This window comes from Sanguibacter sp. 25GB23B1, assembly GCF_040012415.1.
GTDB lineage: Bacteria > Actinomycetota > Actinomycetes > Actinomycetales > Cellulomonadaceae > Sanguibacter.
The window spans coordinates 37942-54415 of the sequence record NZ_JBDYKL010000026.1; the positions used below are offsets into that span (position 1 = coordinate 37942).

Sequence of the window (16474 nt, forward strand, 5' to 3'; positions counted from 1 at the left end):
TCGCGTATTCCCGGCAGGATCGGCCCGTGGAGTCGAGCCTCTTCTGGAGGGCCTCGACGAGGGGCCCGGTCGACCGGCTGCCATCGAGGCAGGCATCTGCGTCATGATCTGGGGTATGAGTCCACATCCGCGCTGGCTGGCGCGCTATCGGGATGGCGAGCACAAAGAGGTCTGGCGCGAGCTGGGTGAGCTCGGTGACCGCGTCCGGGAGCCGGCGTTCGCCCCAGAGGCGCAGGCGGTGTGCGACGAGTGGGCGCACCGCGTCCGTGACAACCTCGACCGCATCGTCGAGCGGCTGTCCGACCAGGGCTACCGCTTCCACACGAACGACGACGAGCAGTCGCCGGCAGTGCCGCTCGCGCCGCCGACCTCCGCCGCCGAGGAGCACCTCCGCTGGCTGGAGACCACGTTCGGTCCGGTTCCCATGACCCTCTCGGCCTGGGTCCGCGTCGTCGGCGACGTGTGGCTGGTCGGCACCCACCCCCGCTGGCCCGGCGCATCCGGCGCGGACCCGTTCGTCCTCGAGGTGGAGGGGTCGCGCTACCCCGACGAGGACGTGCGCGCCTTCCTCCTGGACGAGCTCGAGCAGTGGGAGGACGCCTCGGACGATGCGCCGTTCGCACTCCCGGTGGCCCCCGACGCCCTCCACAAGGACAACGTGAGCGGCGGACCTCCCTACGGCATCGTGCTGCCCGGCTCCGGGGCGGACGGCCGCATCGTCACCAGCAGCGAGATGTCGCTGGTCGGCTACATCCGTCAGGTCGTCGACCGGGGCGGGTTCCCTGGCTGCTCCGACGCGGAGAGGGACGGGGACGCGATCGCGTCCTTGCGCGCGGGGCTCGTGCCGTTCTGAGGCGCGACCGGCACCAGGCGACCGCGGGCGAGGAGGATCAGCGTCCCGACGACCAGCGCGAGCAGGAGCGCCGTGGCGATCACCACCATCGCGATCGCCAGGATCCGGACTTCTGTGTCCGGTCGGGCGTCCGCGAGCCGCAGGCCGGTGTTGGACATCGCCGCGAAGCCGAAGGAGAAGGCCCACAGCCCCGGCGTGAAGCCGCCGGCGAGGATCCAGCGCCACAGGCGCAGCATGAGCACGAGCTGCAGGATGCCGTACCCGAAGAGTCCGAGCGCGAGGGCGTCGAACCGCCCACCGTTGACCGCCAGGTAGGCGTAGCAGGCGACGAAGGCCGGGGCGAGCTGCACCCCGATCACGCCGCGCGCGGCCGGTGGGATCTCGGGCCCCGTGCGCAGCCGGTGCGTGATGAGCGGCTCGAGCGTGAGCCACGAGATCACGCCGGCCCCGAGGAACAGGTACCCGAGCTGCTCGTGCCCTGCGGCGCCGAGCCCGAGGGCGCTGATGAAGTTCGCTGCGACGAACGGCAGGTAGAGCGCGGGTGTCGTGGCGTCGAGAGGCTGCGTGCCGGCCCACAGCGGCGCGCAACGGACAGCGACGAAGGCGAGCTGACCCGCGATCCCGAGCCACAGCAGCACGGCGGCGACCATGGGGACGTACGGGTCCAGTCCGACCGACACGAGGACGGCGCCTGCGGGCAGCAGACTGACGAAGGAGAAGGTCGACGGGTTCCGCCACTCCGCCACGACGCCGTCTCGCGCGGTCAGGCAGCGGTAGGCGTAGATGGCGGCCAGCACGAACCACACCCCGCAGCCGGCGAGCACGCCGACCTCGCCCACCCAGTGCGGGACGAGACCGATGCTCGCGCCGTACCGCCAGGTGCTCCCGAGGCCGAAGACACCGAGGACCATGCCGAAGAAGCTCGCCGGGACACGGTGGAGGGTGCGCACGAGGTCCGCTCCTTCAGGTCTGGCGAGAGCTCGACGGTTCACACCCGACCGTAGTCACGACGAGAGCGCGCGATCTGGGCCGTTCGTCCGACGTCCCACCTCGCGCACCCCACCCCCGCACGCCAAGATGACCGCGTGACTCTCTACGCGCAGACCCATCGCCGCCGCATCCTCCAGATCCTCGGCGACCTCCTCGTCATCACCTGGGTCGTCGCCTGGGCCCGCACCGGACAGTGGGTGCACGACACCGTCGCGAAGCTCGCCGCCCCCGGTCGCACCCTCGAGAACGCCGGGACCTCCCTCTCCGACAGCCTCGACTCCGCGGGAGACACCGTCGCCCGCGTCCCCCTCGTCGGCGACGACGCCCGGACACCGTTCACCGCAGCAGGCAACGCCGCCGACTCCATCTCCCGGGCAGGGGTCGAGGTCCAAGACGGAGCGACACAGCTCGCCCTCATCCTCGGACTCACCATCGCCGCCATCCCCATCGTCCTCGTCGTCGCTCTCTGGCTCCGGACCCGCGCACAGTTCATCAGCCGCGCCCGCGCAGCCCGACGCATCCTCGACTCCGCAGCCGACCTCGACCTCTTCGCCCTCCGAGCCCTCGCCACACAACCGGTCCGGGCGCTCGCCCGCATCAGCGACGACCCGGCGAACGCATGGCGCACGAAGGACCCCGCCGTCGTCCACGCGCTCGCGGCCCTCGAGCTGCGAAGCCTCGGGCTGCGCGCTCCCACCGCGCACACGCAGGACGAGTACGCGACACGGTGACGACACGCTCGACACCCGGCCCGTGCACGAGAAGATCGCTCTAGTGTCTGTCTCAACGCACACTCATGATCGGCTCGGAGGCAGCATGTCGTCACAGCTCGTGACCAACGGCGTCGCAGGCACGCTCGGCGTGCTCTCGGCCGCACACATCACCTGGGTGTTCTCCAGCTGGCCGCTGCCAGACCGGGCCCGGTTCGCCGAAGCCGTGGTGGGAGTCGGTCCCGACGACGCCCCGAGCGCACCGATGACCGTCGGTGTGGCCGCACTCCTGGCGCAGGCTGCGGTGCTCGTCAAGCGCTGTGGCGCGCAGGCCCCTGCCCTCCCCCCTGGGCGCGTCGTCGTGCTGGGGACCAAGGTGGTCGCGGGCGTCCTTCTCGCCCGTGCCGTGGCCGGTCTCGTCCTCTCGGGCAGTCGGCTCGTCCCGGCACCGGAGGTGTACCGACGGCTCGATCTCACGGTGTACTCGCCGCTGTGCCTGCTCCTCGGCGTCGGTGCAGCGACCGTCGCGTCGTCCGCACGTCCTGCCGAGCACTGAGGCCGGGAGCACTGAGGCCGGGAGCACTGAGGCCAGGAGCACTCCCGACGTCGGTCTACGGCTGAGGCCGCAGGACCGGGTCTTCCGTCGTCGGCTCTCGGACGAGGGCCGCCCGGATCTCCACATGGCGCTGGAGGAACGCCCGTTCGTCGAGCTTCTTGCGGCGGAGCCACACGATGACCTCGACGTTGCACTTGCTGGCGTTGCACGAGCCGCACGCCGGCACGACGTTGTCCACGGTGTACCGCCCGCCCCGCGAGATCGGCAGGACGCAGTCCCGCTGGAGGGGACGATCGGTCGCCCCGCAGTACGCGCAGCCGCCCCAAGCAGCCTGCAGGGTGCTCCACTCCAGCGACGTGAGGTCGTTGACGACGAGGCCGAGCCGACGCTTGCGACGGCGGGCGTATCGAACCTTCCGGGTCGGGCTGCTCATGGTTCGAGCGTAGAGGTCGCGCCACATCCTCCGTGTGGTCACGAGCGCGTGGCGCACCTCGGGATCACGACGAGCCGAAGAAAATGAGGTGAAGACGGCCTCGGCCCCACGACAGGATGGGCTCATGGACACCACCATCGAGCTGCACGTCCGAGGCGCCCTGTCGGATCTCGAGCTCGAGGCGTTGCACGCTGCCGCGTTCGGTCGTCCGCCGACGCCGACGCCCTGGCAGCGACGGCTCGAGGACCACAGCCTCACGTGGATCACCGCGCGCCTCGACGGGCGCCTCGTGGGCTTCGTCAACGTCGTCGGCGATGGCGGTGCACACGCGATCCTCCTCGACGCGTGCGTCTCACCCGACCTGCACGGACGAGGTGTCGGTCGAGCGATCGTCGAAGCAGCCGCCCAGGTGGCGCGGGGATCCGGGTGCGAATGGTTGCACGCCGACTACGAGCCCCACCTCGTCGCGTTCTACGAGGGCGCGTGCGGCATGCGGCACAGCGAGGCCGGACTGCTTCGACTGTCACAGCCTGGGGAGAGCCAGAGGACCCGACCAGCGCCCCGGGCATAGCCGAACCGACCCGCGGACCGGCTAGGACTGAGGCCGCAGGAGCGGGTCGCCCGTCTTCGGCTCTCGGTCCAGACCCACGGCGCCTAGCGGCAGTCGGGGATCGTGACCGTCGCCCTGCCCGCCGGGCGGGATGCCCCGAGAGTGAGGTGCGCGTCCTCGCCGTCGAAGTCCAGCGCGTAGTCCCCCGCGAGCATCGGGGCGAGGCCCTCGCCCACGTGCGACGTCACAGCGAGCGCGACCGGTGATCCGCTGGCGGCGCGCAGGACTCTCACCGCACCGTCGGAGTAGAGCCGCTCGGTATCGATCACCACCGCGCACCCGCCCGGACCGCGCTCGACGACGACCTCGTCCTCGCTGGACACGAGCGCGCTCCCCCACAGAGCACAGGTCGCGGCGAGCGTGAGGTAGCCGACGCCGAGGGAGCGCGCACGCCGAGGCACCATGATCGCGCCGGACCGTCGCGCGCGGCGGTGGATCAGGACCACGGCGGCGGTCACGACAGCGGCTGTGATGGCGAACGTCGACCACGAGCCGACGACGACCCACAGCGGGAGCGTGAACGCGAACATCACGAGCAGCAGCCCGGGGTGTGCCGGGACGAGCAGCGCCAGCGCCGTGGCGACTACGGCCCCTGCCGCGACCCCCAGCTCGCCGGAGCGTGGACGGCCGGGCGACCGGAGGAGCAGCCAGCCGCCGAGACCGAGACCCGCCGCGACAGGGCCGAGGACGAACGTCGTCGCCGCCGGCTCGAGGATGCGGTCGCCCACGAGGACGACCACCCTCGTCGACAACGCGTCGACAGCTGCTGCCACGACGAGCAGCACGACAGCGACGCCGGACGCCGCTCGTCCGGTCCGCGTCCGCCACACGGGGCGTACCTCGACGCGTGCGCGGTCGTCCAGCGACGACAACCCCTCCGTGGTCATGAGGCGATCCTAGGGATGTTCACGCGGCATGTGCGCGGCGCGCCCTAGGCTCGTCACCATGCCCGACACCCCTGCCGCCCCGCTGGACCCCCGCACCGACCCGCCGTTCATGGCCGACGAGCGCGAGAGCCTGGAGAGCTGGCTCGAGCTCTACCGCACGACGCTTCCGCTGAAGATCGCCGGGCTGACGCCGGAGCAGCTGAGCGCCCGGTCCGTGCCGCCGTCGACCCTCTCGCTGCTGGGGATCGTCCGGCACCTCACGGGAGTCGAGCAGTACTGGTTCACAGTCGCCGTCGGGGGCCTGGAGGTTGCGCCGATCTACTGCGAGGACGACCGCGACGGTGACTTCCACGACGCACGCGCCGAGACCGCGAGCGCAGACATCACCCGCTACGAGGCCGAGCTGCGCACTGCTCGCGGCCGCGCGGCGGAGGTGACGGACCTCGGTGCCGCCCTGCCAGGCCGGCGGCGCGGCAGCGAGGTCAACCTGCGCTGGGTGTACGTCCACATGATCGAGGAGTACGCCCGCCACCTCGGGCACGCCGACCTGCTGCGGGAGGCCGTCGACGGCGTGACGGGCTACTGACTGGCTGCTGCCGATCCGCTCGCGGGTGCCTCGGTCTCCGGTGCGGTGCCTTCGCGTCGTCGGCTGCAGGCCGAGAGCGGCGAGCACGAGTGCGGACCTGATCGACGCACGAGCGTCAGACGGCGCGTCCTGCGGTCCACCTCGCGCAGCGGCGCCAGCGGGTCCGCCGGCTCGGCGCTCGGGGAGTCGGTGCACATGGCGAATACAGTACGCACGAGGCGAGCAAGGGAGGCCGCGACGTGACCCGGGACGACAGGACGACCGCCGCCGCACCCGCGACGGGCTGGGAGTGGCAGGACGGGACGCTCTACCGACGGCAACCACGGCGGTGGATTCCGCGAGCCGTGCTGTACGGGATCCAGGTGCTGTCCCTTCTGCTGCTCCCTGCAGTCTTCCTGGTCCCGGCGATCCAGGCGCTGGTCGACGCATCGTGGAGCTGGTCGTCCGAGACGTGCGTCGCCGTGAGTCGCGACGGGGACTCGTCCTGCGGCGCCGCCTGGGCGTTTCTGGCCATCGGTGGGGCACTCCTTGCCGGATGGATCGCGACTCTGGTCGCGGTGGCGCGGGCCATCATCGCGCAGCACAGGCAGGTCGCGACTCCGCTCCATCTCGACGCACGCTTCCTGCACGCAACCATCCCCGACTCGTTCCTGCACGGTCCGGCCCGGATCAGCATCCGTTGGGAGGACGTCCTCACCATCGAGCACCCCACGCGCGGCACCGATACGTTGCTGGTGCGTCTCGTCCCAGGCGCCGAGGTGACCGCGCGGGACAGGGTCGCGCGGGACCAGCCGCTCGTGGGATCGGGGTCGTTCGTGACGATCGAGTGTGGGGAGGCTGCGGTGGACGCACCGGTCCTCCGCTACTTCCTCAGTGATGTCAGTAGGTGGGGACTCGCGACCCAGGCCGGTGCCGAGCATGGTCTTCGGGTCGCGGGAGTCTAGGCGAACCTCGCATGTCGGGCCATACCGGGCGATGTGCTCTTTTTCACATACCGGGAGCACAGTGAGCGCGCGCGCTCTCGGACGAGCGGTGCGAGAGTTCATCCGGGCAACCGCCCCAATCTAGACACTTTCATCAGAAATGGGCTGTCACGTGACAACAGACTCGCTCGCTGGCCTCATCTCCTGGATCATCGTCGGCCTCGTCTGCGGAGCCATCGCTCGCGCTGTGCTCCCCGGCCGAGCCGGTGGAGGCTGGCTCACCAGCCTCGTCGTCGGCGTGATCGGCGCCCTCATCGGTGGCTACATCGGCCGCGTCTACTTCGGCGCCACGACCAACGAGAACATCTTCGACGTCGGCACCTGGCTCTGGGCCTTCCTCGGCTCGCTGCTCGTCCTCGCCATCTGGGGTGCCGTCGCCGGCAGCCGCAGCCGTGGCCGTAGTCGCAGCAGGCGCTAGCCCGCAGGCTTCTCCTCGAGCGGCCCGGCGGCATCGTGCAGCCGGGCCGCATCGAGGACCGCGGTCCACCGACGGCCGGTGTCGATGATCCCGGCCGAGCGGAACCGGCTCATCGCGCGACTGACCGACTCCGGCGTCGACCCGGTCATGCCTGCGAGGTCGGCGCGGGTCAGCGGCAGCTGGATGAGCACGCCCCCGCTGCCCGCCCGCTCCTGCCCCACCTTCTCCGCGAGACGCAGCAGGACGGATGCCACCCGCTGGGTGACGGTACTCGTGCTCTGGCGGCCAAGACGGCCACGTGCCTCGGCCAGTCGGCGTGCGAGGTCGTCGAGGACCCGGAGCGCGACAGGCGGATGCTCGACGAGGATCTCGCGGAAGGCCCTCACGTCGAGACGCAGCGCGCACGTCGTCGTCAGTGCCTCGGCCGACTCGACGAGAGGCGGCTCCCCCGGCGTGCCGAGCGCGCCGAACAGCTCGCCCGGGACGAGCACGTCGACGACGATCTCCTGCCCTCCCACCGTCGGCTGCGACACCTTGACCCTGCCGGCAGCCAGCACATAGAGGTGCTCCGCCGCGTCACCCGCGCGGAACAGCGGATCTCCCTCCGCCCAGGAGAGCGAGACCATCCTCCGGTCGATGCGGTCGAGGTCCTCCTCGGACAGCCCCGCGAGCATCGGCACCTGAGCCAGGACGCGCATCCGCAAGGGGCGCCCGCACTCGTGCGGCTGGGCGCACGACGGACGCAGCGGAACGTGTCGGCGACTCATACGGCGACCCTCTCCCTCCCCTCGACCGCGGACGCGTGCCCGACGGCGTGGCGCTCGTCCCTGCCGGACGCCCGCAGCAGGCGCATGGCGTTGGCGATGACCACGAGCACGGACACCTCGTGGACGAGCATCCCGACAGCCATCGTGACACCTCCGAGCAGCACACCGGCGACGAGCAGGCTCACCGTCATCAGAGCGACCGCGATGTTCTGCCGCATCGTGCGCACCGTCCGACGAGCGAGGGCGATCGCCTCCGGGAGCTTGAGCAGGTCGTCGGCCATGAGCGCGATGTCCGCCGTCTCGATCGCCACGGCTGACCCGGCCGCGCCCATCGCGATGCCGATGTCCGCGGCCGCGAGCGCCGGCGCGTCGTTCACGCCGTCCCCCACCATCGCGACCGTGTGGCCGTCGCGCTGCAGCGACCGGACCGCTGCGAGCTTGTCCTCGGGCAGCAGCCCCGCACGGACGTCGTCGACCCCGACGGCGACCGCCACGGCGCGAGCCACCGGCTCGGCGTCGCCCGTGAGCATGACGACCGTGCGGACACCTGCTGCTCGCAGGCGCGCGACCATGTGCGCCGCGTCGGTGCGCACCTCGTCCGCCACGGCGACGACGCCGACCGCACGGTCGTCGAGCGCCACGAGCATCGGGGTGCGCCCGGCCGACGCGAAGGCGGACGCGACGTCCCGCGCCTCAGGGGACCTGATGCCTGATCGCTCCAGAAGGGCGTAGCTGCCCACGAGCACCCGGTGCCCGTCGACGGTCGCCGCGATCCCCATCCCAGGGACCGACTCCGTCTCCTCGGGCACGCCGAGCGCGGAGATCCCTGCATCCTTGGCTGCGGAGATGATCGGACGGGCGAGAGGGTGCTCCGACCCCGCCTCCGCCCGCGCGGCCCACCGCAGGAGGTCGGTGGTGGACAGGGCAGGGTCGAGAACGCGGACGTCCGTCACGCGCGGCCTCCCCCGCGTCAACGTGCCGGTCTTGTCCACGGCGACCGCCGTGACGCGGGCCGACGCCTCGAGGAACTCGCCACCCTTGATGAGGATGCCGTCCTTCGCGGCTCGGCCGATGCCCGCCACGATCGACACCGGGATCGAGATGACGAGAGCGCCCGGGCAACCGATGACCAGGAGCGTCAGCGCCACGACGACGTCCCCCGTCATGAGGCCGGCCGCCAGCGCGAGCACCATGATCGCGGGCGTGTACCAGGCGGAGAACCTGTCGATGAACAGCTGCGTCCGTGCCTTCGCGTCCTGGGCCTCCTCGACCCGACGGATGATCCGGGCCAGCGTGGTGTCGGCTCCCACCCCCTGCGCGAGCACCTGCAAGAACCCGCTCGTCGCGACCGTGCCTGCGAAGACGCGGTCGCCGGGGACCTTCTCCACGGGCATCGACTCTCCCGTGATCGATGCCTCGTCGAGCGCGCCGACACCGCCGAGCACCTCGCCGTCGACCGGCACCTTGGCACCGTTCTTCACGAGCACGGTCTCACCGACGAGGACCGACGACGCCGGAACCTCGACCTGCTCCCCGTCGCGGACGACGATCGCGACCGACGGGGCCACCTCGACGAGGTGGGTGAGCGCTGCGCGGGTCCGGGTGAGCGTCGCCGCCTCGAGCGCGTGGCCGACGGCGAAGAGGAATGTCACCGCCGCGGCCTCCCACTGCTCGCCGATGACGACGGCGCCGATGGCCGCGACGCTCACGAGGAGGTCGATGCCGACCACCCTCACGGTGAGCGCCCGCAGCGCGTGGGCGACGATGGGCGCGCCGGCGACGCCCGCCGCCACCACCATGAGCACGTCGCTCACGGTGGTGGAGGCCGTGCGACCGACGGCGAACGCGGCGACGATGAGCGCCCCCGCCACCGCCGGCACAGCCCAGGGGCTGCGCACGACGGCTCGTACCGAGCTGGACGGAGACATGATGGGCACCCCTTCCCGTCTCGTCGGTCTCAGAAGGCCGACGACGTGGCGGCGTAACCCGCCTTCGCGACGGCGGAGACAAGCTGGTCGACGCTCACCCGTGCGGCGTCGTGGTCGATCTCGATGCGCGACGAGGCGAAGTGGACGGTCACGCCGGTGACACCCTCGACGCGCCCTACCTGCTTCTCGATCTTCGCGACGCAGGACGGGCACGAGAAGCTCTCGGCACGCAGGACGGTGTGCGTCGAGACGGGAGTCGAGGACGCTGCGATTGCGGTTGCAGCTGTGGTCGTGTCGGAGCTCGTGGTCATGAGGATCATCCCTCTCGGAGATGCGAGTCACCGGTGCCGGAGACGTTCTCCGAGGTGATGCCTCCGACGCTATGGACATCGGCGCGCGCGAACCATGACGCAGGTCAGGTGTCGGTACCGCCGGACGTGCCGAGCTCGCGAGTGGTGGAGCGCACCGGGGTCGCGGGAGTGCCCGCGAGGCCCCCGGGTCGCCCGCCCCGTCAGGCCTGTCCGGCGATCCGCCAGCTGTGCTCCGGCTCGAAGCCGAGGAGGCGGCGGGCCTTGTCGATCCCGAGCAGCGTCTCGTGCTCTCCGACCTCGTGGCGGACCTCGACACCGGGGAACTCCGCGGCGAGCAGCTCGGTGTTGGGCCGTGACATCACCGTGTCGGCGTTCGCGATGATGAAGACCTCGACCCCGGTGAGCTCGGCCTCGAGAGACCGTCGGACGGCCTGTGCGCCGTCGCGCGCGTCGATGTAGCCCCAGAGGTTCCAGCGGCGCTTTGCCGGGTCCGTGTCGTACGACGTGAACGCGCGATAGTCGCCCGGCTCCATGACGTTCGAGAACCGCAGACCGATGAGCGTGCGTGTCGGGTCCCAACGGCTGAACTGCCGGGCCATCTCCTCCTCGAGCGTCTTGGCGAGGGAGTAGGCCGACTCAGGGCGCGGGTGGTACTCCTCGTCGACGGGCACGTAGGGCGGCGGGGTCTCGAACGGCAGACCGAGAACGGTCTCGCTCGACGCCCACACGACCCGGCGGATGCCGGCGACGCGCGCCGCCTCGAAGACGTTGTACGTGCTCGTGATGTTGTTGGCGAAGGTCACGGCGTTCGGTGCGAGCCCGGGCGCCGGGATCGCACCCAGGTGCACGACCGCGTCGACCGGGCTCGTGGTGCGGTCGTCGATCGCCATCAGCGCACCGAGCACCTGCCCGTAGTCGGTGAGGTCCACACGCGTGAAGAGCTCGACGAGCTCCGTCGGCGCGGTCCGGTCGAGGTTGACCACGTCGTAGCCGTGCTCCAGGAGGTCGCGCACGACGGCACGCCCCAGCTTGCCGCTACCACCGGTCACTGCGATTCGGGTCACGAACATCTCCTCGGCACTCGGTCCAGCAGACCGTCGCTGGCCTGCCGTCCCACCATCGCACCTGAGTGCGCGTCGCGCCCGCCCCGGGCAGGCTGGGTTCAGCCCGGCCCGGGGCGGAGGGCCGCCCGGGCAGGGGCTCTCAGTCTTCTTCGGTGACGACCTTCAGGGTGACCGGGACGTTGCCGCGGGTGGCGCGCGAGTACGGGCACACCTGGTCGGCGGCCTCGAGGAGCGCCTGGACTGCGGTCGGGTCGGCACCGGGGACCTGGGCCTCGATGGTCACCTGGAAGTCGAAGCCGGCAGACAGCCCGCCGACGACGTCGACGCTCAGGCTCACGGCCGAGTCGGACATGTCGACCTTCTGCTGACGGGCGATCGCCTTCATCGCGTTGTGGAAGCACGCTGCCCAGCCGGACGCGAAGAGCTGCTCAGGGTTGGTGCCCGGTCCGCCGTCGCCGCCCATCTCGGACGGGACCGAGAGGTCGAGCTGGAGACGGTCGTCGCTCGTGACGACCTTGCCGCTGCGGCCTCCCCAGGACGTAGCCTGCGCTGTGTAGATCGTGCTGCTCATGGTGTCTTCTCTCTTCGTGCGGACGGGATGTCGTGCGGACGGGACGATCGCATGTGTTTCACATTCGAAACACCTTCGTGCTCGACAACCTGGAGGCGCCCATGCCTATTCCCGGCTCGCCACCCGACCCCGTCCCCGAGCGTCCCGTCTCTCCCGAGGAGATGCGCGCCTGGGCGGCGCTCCTCGAGACGACCGCGATCGTCCAGCACGCGGCCGACCGCCGCCTGCGCACCGCTGTCGGCATGCCCGCCGCGCAGTTCGAGATCCTCGCCCGCATCTTCGAAGGCCCCAAGGAGGGACTGCGGATGACGGAGATCGCCGACCGGTTGGTCGTCTCCCCCAGCGGCCTGACCTACCAGGTGACGCGGCTGGTCGAGCGCGGTCTCCTCGAGCGCGGCACGTCGGCCGAGGACGAGCGGGTGGTGCTCGCGCGCATCACCGACGCCGGTCGCAGCGTCGTCGCCCAGGGCGTCCCGCAGTACGTCGACGTCGTCACGACGATGCTCCTCGACCACCTCACCTCCAACGACCTCACGACTCTCGCGGACATCCTCGAGGGAGTCCGCGGACAGCTGCGCAGCGCCCCGCTCCGACCGCGCCGGAGCGGGGCGAGCCGCAGCACCAAAAGACGTTGACGGTCCGGCGCACCGCTGCGACGCTGCAGAGATGACCACCACGCCGCCCCGGACCTCGATCGTCCCGCTCGCGATGCCGGCGAGCCTCGACGCCTCGGACGCCTGGGCACTGCTCGGAGCCGTCCGGGTCGACGTCGCCGTCCAGCGGGAGACGTGGGGGCACGCCGACCTCACCTACCCGGCAGAGATGCTGCTGGTGCTGCACCGGGACGACACGCACTCGCGTCGAGCCGCGTTCCTCGCAGTGACCGACCCCCTGCCGGCCACCCCCGGTCCCGGCGACGTCCACGGGGTCGCGCACGTCCACCTCCCGCTCGACGGCAACACGCACCTCGCAGAGATCAGCGTGGCGGTCGACCCGGCGCGACAGCACGAGGGGATCGGCGGCGCCCTCCTCACCGAGGCCGAGGCGTTCGTCGCCGCCCTCGGTCGCACCGTCGTCATCCTCGACAGCGCGCACGCCGGCGAGCCGGCCGCGGACGACCCGCAGGCGCTCACGCCGCCGACGGGCAGCGGCCGCATCCGCGCCGACCACCCCGCGGCGGTCTTCGCGATCGAGCACGACTACGCGTTCGAGCAGGCCGAGCGGTACAGCGTCCTCCACGTGCCCGAGATCGACCCGGACGCCCTCGCGCAGCTCGCCGACGACGCCGCCCACCACGCGGGCGACGACTACCGCGTGGTGACGTGGACGGACCGCTGCCCAGACGAGCGGGTGGACGACTGGGCCCTGCTCGCCACGCGCATGAGCACCGACGTGCCGCTCGCCGCCCTCGACCTCACCGAGGACCCGTGGGACGCCGCACGCATCCGGGACGACGAGCGCACCTACGCCGACTCCGGCCGCGGCTACGTGGTGTGCGCCGCGGAGCACGTGCCGACCGGACGGCTCGTCGCGTACACGGAGATCACCTACCCGCTCGCGGCACCCGAGATCGCGTACCAGGACGACACCCTCGTGCTGCGTGAGCACCGGGGTCACCGGCTCGGGATGCTCGTCAAGACCGCGAACCTCCGTGAGCTCGCCCGCCTGCGGCCCTCGACCCTGCGGATCCACACGTGGAACGCGGAGGAGAACGCGCACATGCTCGCCATCAACGTGGCGCTCGGCTTCCGGCCCACGGGTGTGCTCGCGCTCTGGCAGCGACGGCTCGGGGCCGACGTCTGACGACGGCTGGACGGTCGGGCACCCTCCCGTCGGGCACCGGCCCGCCGAGCACCGTCCGACCGGACATCACGCCCCATACCAGGCCTTGCGATCAACGTCACCCTCGATCGGGGCCGTTCGACCTGGCCGAGACCACGGACGGCTGACAGAATCGCGCGGATGTCTCTCTCGATCCTCGCCGCGATGGCTGCCGCAGCCGGCTACGGCGGCGGCTCCGTGGTGCAGGCGATGGCCTCCTCGAAGGCCGACGGTCTCAAGGTGCTGCGCGAGCCCACCTACGCGGTCGGGACGTCGATCACGCTCGTCGCCTGGGCATTCTCGCTCGTCGCTCTCCGCTACCTCCCGCTCCTCACGGTGCAGACGATCCTGTCCTCCTCCCTCGTGGTGACCGTCCTCCTCGACCGTGTCGTCTTCGGCACCCGGCTCCGGGTCGTCGACCGCTGGGCCGCGGTCGCCGTGACCGGCGCACTGGCCGTGCTCGCGCTGAGCACCGGCGTCCAGTCCGACGTCGCGGCTCCCGCGTGGTTCGGGCTCGCGATGCTCGCCCTCCTCGTCGCGCTCGTCGTCGCGACGCTCCTCACCTACCGCCGGGCGAGCGCGCCCGTGCAGGCGCTGCTCAGCGGGCTCGCGTCCGCCGGTCTCGCCATGTGCGCCCGCGCCGCGCACGGCGGCACGTGGATCGACTTCTTCCTCACCCCGACCGCGTGGCTCACGGTGGGCTTCGCGATCCTCAGCAGCGTGACGTTCTCCCGCGCGGTCGAGAACGGCACGGTCGGCCCCGCCCGGGCGCTCGTCAACGTGACGCAGGTGGTGCTCCCCGGCGTCGTCGGGGTGTGGGTGCTGCACGACGGCGTCCGCAGCGGCTGGGAGGCTGCGTGCGTCGGCGCGGTCGCGGTCGCCCTCACGGCCTCGTTCGTCCTGTCGACCCGACCGGCCGCCCCCGCCCGCCCGGCCGTTGCGGCGGAAGAGACACCAGTCGCAGAGGTTCAGTCGCGCTGAACGGTCGGGACGGTGTCCTCGAGGCCTTCGAGAGGGTCGACCTCCTGCGAGAGGGCCAGGACGTCGACGACCACGACGGTGATGTTGTCGCGCCCCTCCTCGGCGAGGGCTGCGGCGACGAGAGCGCTCGCTGCCGCCTGCGGGTCCTCGTGCCGCAGGAGTATCTCGAGGATGTGCTCGTCGGGGATCTCTCCGGTGAGCCCGTCGGAGCACGCGAGGAACCGGTCGCCGGCACGGGCGGGGACGGACCAGATGTCGGGCTCGGAGTCCGCGGTCGGGCTGATGGCCCGGGTGATGACGTTGCGCGACGGGTGCGTGCGGGCGTCCTCGGGCGCGATGCTCCCGGCGTCGACGAGCTCCTGGACCGTCGAGTGGTCCTTGCTCAGCTGTTCCAGATGCCCGGCGCTGAGCCGGTAGGTGCGCGAGTCGCCGATGTTCACGACGACGAGGGCGGGGGTGTCGCCGACCGTGCTCACCGCGACACCTGTGAGGGTGGAGCCACCGGACATGCCGGTGGGCTCGAAGAACTCGACGATCGCGCGTCGCGCGCCCCGGACCGCGGAGCGCACGTCCACCTCGCTGACCGATGCCTGCTTGACGTACGGCACGAACGCGTCGACGACGATCGAGGAGGCGACGTCCCCGGCGTCGTGCCCGCCCATGCCGTCGGCGACGAGGAAGAACGGCGGTGTGGCGAGGAGAGAGTCCTCGTTGAGCCGGCGCACGGAGCCGCGGTCCGTCGCGGCGCCCCACCGGGCGATGAAGGGCGACCGCCCTGGGGTGGCGCCGACCCCGTCGTCGGCACCGGAGCCAGACGTCATCGTGGACCTCGCAGGATGGTGTCGCCCGCGTCGTCGAACGCGTCCTGCGGGGTCATGACGCGAGAGACGGTGAACCAGTGGTCGCCGACGGTCACCGTGGAGCCGTAGAGGGCCAGGACGGGGCTGCCCGCGTCGAGCGTGGTCGTGTCGCCCTGCGGGGCGATCACGGTGGATCCGTTGGTGGACCACAGGTCCGTCACCCGGACGCCCCCCTTCTCGACGACGAGCTCGAGGTGGGTCTTGGAGACCGTGCGCGTGTCGTCGTCGACGACAAGGATCGTGCCGTCGGCGCCGTCGGCGAGCCGTGGCTTGCGACCGACGAGCCCACGGCCCGTGACGTTCTCGACGACACCGGAGTCGAACGTGAGCAGGGCGACGACGGGCGGCTCGGCGCCCTCGCGCTGCGCTCGGATGTCGGCGGTCGCCCGCGTCTGGTCGAGGTCGTCGGTGTCGCCCGGTGCGGGCGGCGGCGGTGGCGGTGGAACCGGAACGGCGGCGGGGCCTGCGGGCGCGACATCCACCGGGTGGAGCGGCGCCCCGTCCATCGTCACGAGGGTGGGGACCGCCGCGAGCGGGGGTGGCGTGGCTCCGGCGAACGACCCGGCCGGCGGCGGGGGCACGGCCCCCGCCGCACGTGCGACGGCCGCGCCGACGAAGGGATCACGCCCGGCGACGACGTCGAGCAGGGCGACGTCCGTCGCCGTGTCGTACCACGTGCGCCGGTCGCCGGGGGCGTCTCGCAGGACCTGGACGACGGCCAGGACCCAGCCGACGAGGACGGCCGAGCCGAGCCCGGCGAGGACGAACCGCAGCCACGTCCCGAACCCGGGTGCCCCGCCGGTCCGGACGGAGACGAGCCGCAGGCCCATGGCCCGCTTGCCCGGCGACAGCCCGGAAGTCGCGAAGCCGACGCCGACGAGGACGAGCCCCGCGAGCGTCAGGAGAGCGAGGACTCCACCGATGACGACGAGCACCGTCATCTCTTCGGCGAGGCCGATCGACGTGCACACGGAGGCGGCGCCGGCGGGCAGCGCCAGGATGACGGAGTCGAGGACGGCGGCTCCTGCACGCCGGCCGGGCGCTGCCGGGACGCACCCGCCGAGCGCCGAGACCTGCGGCCCGGGCGGGACGATCCGCGGGGGCGGTGGCGCGAACGACATGACGACGGCTCCTTCGACGAGCAG

The 16474-nt window shown here is 71.7% G+C and carries 20 protein-coding genes; 10 read left to right on the forward strand and 10 right to left on the reverse strand.

The genetic code is table 11. The annotated features are described in order from the left end of the window. Positions 1-115: 115 nt before the first annotated feature. On the forward strand, positions 116-853 hold the full coding sequence (locus ABKW26_RS14095; RefSeq protein ID WP_348594410.1) for a hypothetical protein: 738 nt from the start codon (positions 116-118) through the stop codon (positions 851-853). On the opposite strand, the gene tehA is transcribed toward ABKW26_RS14095, so the two are convergent. Beyond that, complete coding sequence (tehA, locus tag ABKW26_RS14100) at positions 757-1803, reverse strand: dicarboxylate transporter/tellurite-resistance protein TehA (RefSeq protein WP_348594411.1); 1047 nt, start codon at positions 1801-1803, stop codon at positions 757-759. The genes ABKW26_RS14095 and tehA overlap by 97 nt on opposite strands. A gap of 135 nt (positions 1804-1938) precedes the next feature. Here tehA and ABKW26_RS14105 point away from each other — a divergent pair, with 135 nt between their 5' ends. Beyond that, positions 1939-2574 carry a hypothetical protein gene (locus tag ABKW26_RS14105; RefSeq protein WP_348594412.1) on the forward strand — a complete coding sequence of 212 codons (636 nt, stop codon included), beginning with the start codon at positions 1939-1941 and terminating at the stop codon, positions 2572-2574. A gap of 85 nt (positions 2575-2659) precedes the next feature. Continuing rightward, positions 2660-3109 carry a DUF3995 domain-containing protein gene (locus ABKW26_RS14110; RefSeq protein WP_348594413.1) on the forward strand — a complete coding sequence of 150 codons (450 nt, stop codon included), beginning with the start codon at positions 2660-2662 and terminating at the stop codon, positions 3107-3109. 55 nt (positions 3110-3164) lie between these two features. Here the strand turns inward: ABKW26_RS14110 and ABKW26_RS14115 are convergent, their stop codons facing one another. Then, positions 3165-3542 (reverse strand): HNH endonuclease, encoded by a 378-nt coding sequence (locus tag ABKW26_RS14115; protein WP_348594414.1) that lies wholly within the window; start codon positions 3540-3542, stop codon positions 3165-3167. Positions 3543-3666: 124 nt separating this feature from the next. Between ABKW26_RS14115 and ABKW26_RS14120 the strand changes: the two genes are divergently transcribed. Beyond that, the gene (locus tag ABKW26_RS14120) at positions 3667-4113 is read left to right on the forward strand and encodes a GNAT family N-acetyltransferase (protein ID WP_348594415.1); all 447 of its coding nucleotides are present in this window, start codon (positions 3667-3669) and stop codon (positions 4111-4113) included. A gap of 83 nt (positions 4114-4196) precedes the next feature. On the opposite strand, the gene ABKW26_RS14125 is transcribed toward ABKW26_RS14120, so the two are convergent. Beyond that, the gene (locus ABKW26_RS14125) at positions 4197-5039 is read right to left on the reverse strand and encodes a hypothetical protein (RefSeq protein WP_348594416.1); all 843 of its coding nucleotides are present in this window, start codon (positions 5037-5039) and stop codon (positions 4197-4199) included. A gap of 58 nt (positions 5040-5097) precedes the next feature. Here ABKW26_RS14125 and ABKW26_RS14130 point away from each other — a divergent pair, with 58 nt between their 5' ends. From ABKW26_RS14130 to ABKW26_RS14140, 3 genes are all read left to right on the forward strand, one after another. Continuing rightward, positions 5098-5625, forward strand: coding sequence for a DinB family protein (locus ABKW26_RS14130; protein ID WP_348594417.1), 528 nt, complete (start codon positions 5098-5100; stop codon positions 5623-5625). A gap of 239 nt (positions 5626-5864) precedes the next feature. Further along, a complete protein-coding gene (locus tag ABKW26_RS14135) occupies positions 5865-6569 on the forward strand; it encodes a hypothetical protein (protein ID WP_348594418.1) in 705 nt (234 codons plus the stop codon). A gap of 151 nt (positions 6570-6720) precedes the next feature. Next, positions 6721-7026, forward strand: coding sequence for a GlsB/YeaQ/YmgE family stress response membrane protein (locus ABKW26_RS14140; RefSeq protein ID WP_348594419.1), 306 nt, complete (start codon positions 6721-6723; stop codon positions 7024-7026). Here the strand turns inward: ABKW26_RS14140 and ABKW26_RS14145 are convergent. The 5 genes from ABKW26_RS14145 to ABKW26_RS14165 form a co-directional block, all read right to left on the reverse strand. Next, positions 7023-7793 (reverse strand): Crp/Fnr family transcriptional regulator, encoded by a 771-nt coding sequence (locus ABKW26_RS14145; RefSeq protein WP_348594420.1) that lies wholly within the window; start codon positions 7791-7793, stop codon positions 7023-7025. The genes ABKW26_RS14140 and ABKW26_RS14145 overlap by 4 nt on opposite strands. Further along, entirely contained in the window at positions 7790-9721 is a 1932-nt protein-coding gene (locus ABKW26_RS14150; protein ID WP_348594421.1) for a cation-translocating P-type ATPase, read from the reverse strand. The genes ABKW26_RS14145 and ABKW26_RS14150 overlap by 4 nt, the downstream gene beginning before the upstream one ends. Positions 9722-9750: 29 nt before the next feature. Next, entirely contained in the window at positions 9751-10032 is a 282-nt protein-coding gene (locus ABKW26_RS14155) for a heavy-metal-associated domain-containing protein (RefSeq protein WP_348594422.1), read from the reverse strand. 200 nt (positions 10033-10232) lie between these two features. Next, on the reverse strand, positions 10233-11096 hold the full coding sequence (locus ABKW26_RS14160; RefSeq protein WP_348594423.1) for an NAD(P)-dependent oxidoreductase: 864 nt from the start codon (positions 11094-11096) through the stop codon (positions 10233-10235). A 139-nt stretch (positions 11097-11235) separates the two neighbouring features. Further along, on the reverse strand, positions 11236-11667 hold the full coding sequence (locus ABKW26_RS14165; protein ID WP_348594424.1) for an organic hydroperoxide resistance protein: 432 nt from the start codon (positions 11665-11667) through the stop codon (positions 11236-11238). Positions 11668-11768: 101 nt separating this feature from the next. On the opposite strand from ABKW26_RS14165, the gene ABKW26_RS14170 reads away from it, so the two are divergent. The 3 genes from ABKW26_RS14170 to ABKW26_RS14180 all read left to right on the forward strand — a co-directional run bounded on the left by ABKW26_RS14170 (position 11769) and on the right by ABKW26_RS14180 (position 14469). Then, positions 11769-12302, forward strand: a complete 534-nt coding sequence (locus ABKW26_RS14170) for a MarR family transcriptional regulator (RefSeq protein ID WP_348594425.1) — start codon at positions 11769-11771, stop codon at positions 12300-12302. A gap of 31 nt (positions 12303-12333) precedes the next feature. Further along, entirely contained in the window at positions 12334-13470 is a 1137-nt protein-coding gene (locus tag ABKW26_RS14175) for a GNAT family N-acetyltransferase (protein WP_348594426.1), read from the forward strand. Between the two features lie 159 nt (positions 13471-13629). Next, complete coding sequence (locus ABKW26_RS14180; RefSeq protein WP_348594427.1) at positions 13630-14469, forward strand: hypothetical protein; 840 nt, start codon at positions 13630-13632, stop codon at positions 14467-14469. Here the strand turns inward: ABKW26_RS14180 and ABKW26_RS14185 are convergent. Beyond that, a complete protein-coding gene (locus ABKW26_RS14185) occupies positions 14457-15290 on the reverse strand; it encodes a protein phosphatase 2C domain-containing protein (protein WP_348594428.1) in 834 nt (277 codons plus the stop codon). The two genes, ABKW26_RS14180 and ABKW26_RS14185, sit on opposite strands and share 13 nt — an antisense overlap. Next, positions 15287-16450, reverse strand: a complete 1164-nt coding sequence (locus tag ABKW26_RS14190) for an RDD family protein (protein ID WP_348594429.1) — start codon at positions 16448-16450, stop codon at positions 15287-15289. Before ABKW26_RS14190 ends, ABKW26_RS14185 begins: the two co-directional genes overlap by 4 nt. Positions 16451-16474 lie beyond the last annotated feature (24 nt).

Coding starts and splice junctions, on each gene's coding strand:
- ABKW26_RS14095 (WP_348594410.1), top strand. CDS start 116: ATGAGTCCACATCCGCGCTGGCTGGCGCGCTATCGGGATGGCGAGCAC.
- ABKW26_RS14110 (WP_348594413.1), top strand. CDS start 2,660: ATGTCGTCACAGCTCGTGACCAACGGCGTCGCAGGCACGCTCGGCGTG.
- ABKW26_RS14115 (WP_348594414.1), bottom strand. CDS start 3,542: ATGAGCAGCCCGACCCGGAAGGTTCGATACGCCCGCCGTCGCAAGCGT.
- ABKW26_RS14120 (WP_348594415.1), top strand. CDS start 3,667: ATGGACACCACCATCGAGCTGCACGTCCGAGGCGCCCTGTCGGATCTC.
- ABKW26_RS14125 (WP_348594416.1), bottom strand. CDS start 5,039: ATGACCACGGAGGGGTTGTCGTCGCTGGACGACCGCGCACGCGTCGAG.
- ABKW26_RS14130 (WP_348594417.1), top strand. CDS start 5,098: ATGCCCGACACCCCTGCCGCCCCGCTGGACCCCCGCACCGACCCGCCG.
- ABKW26_RS14145 (WP_348594420.1), bottom strand. CDS start 7,793: ATGAGTCGCCGACACGTTCCGCTGCGTCCGTCGTGCGCCCAGCCGCAC.
- ABKW26_RS14150 (WP_348594421.1), bottom strand. CDS start 9,721: ATGTCTCCGTCCAGCTCGGTACGAGCCGTCGTGCGCAGCCCCTGGGCT.
- ABKW26_RS14155 (WP_348594422.1), bottom strand. CDS start 10,032: ATGACCACGAGCTCCGACACGACCACAGCTGCAACCGCAATCGCAGCG.
- ABKW26_RS14165 (WP_348594424.1), bottom strand. CDS start 11,667: ATGAGCAGCACGATCTACACAGCGCAGGCTACGTCCTGGGGAGGCCGC.
- ABKW26_RS14170 (WP_348594425.1), top strand. CDS start 11,769: ATGCCTATTCCCGGCTCGCCACCCGACCCCGTCCCCGAGCGTCCCGTC.
- ABKW26_RS14175 (WP_348594426.1), top strand. CDS start 12,334: ATGACCACCACGCCGCCCCGGACCTCGATCGTCCCGCTCGCGATGCCG.
- ABKW26_RS14180 (WP_348594427.1), top strand. CDS start 13,630: ATGTCTCTCTCGATCCTCGCCGCGATGGCTGCCGCAGCCGGCTACGGC.
- ABKW26_RS14185 (WP_348594428.1), bottom strand. CDS start 15,290: ATGACGTCTGGCTCCGGTGCCGACGACGGGGTCGGCGCCACCCCAGGG.
- ABKW26_RS14190 (WP_348594429.1), bottom strand. CDS start 16,450: ATGTCGTTCGCGCCACCGCCCCCGCGGATCGTCCCGCCCGGGCCGCAG.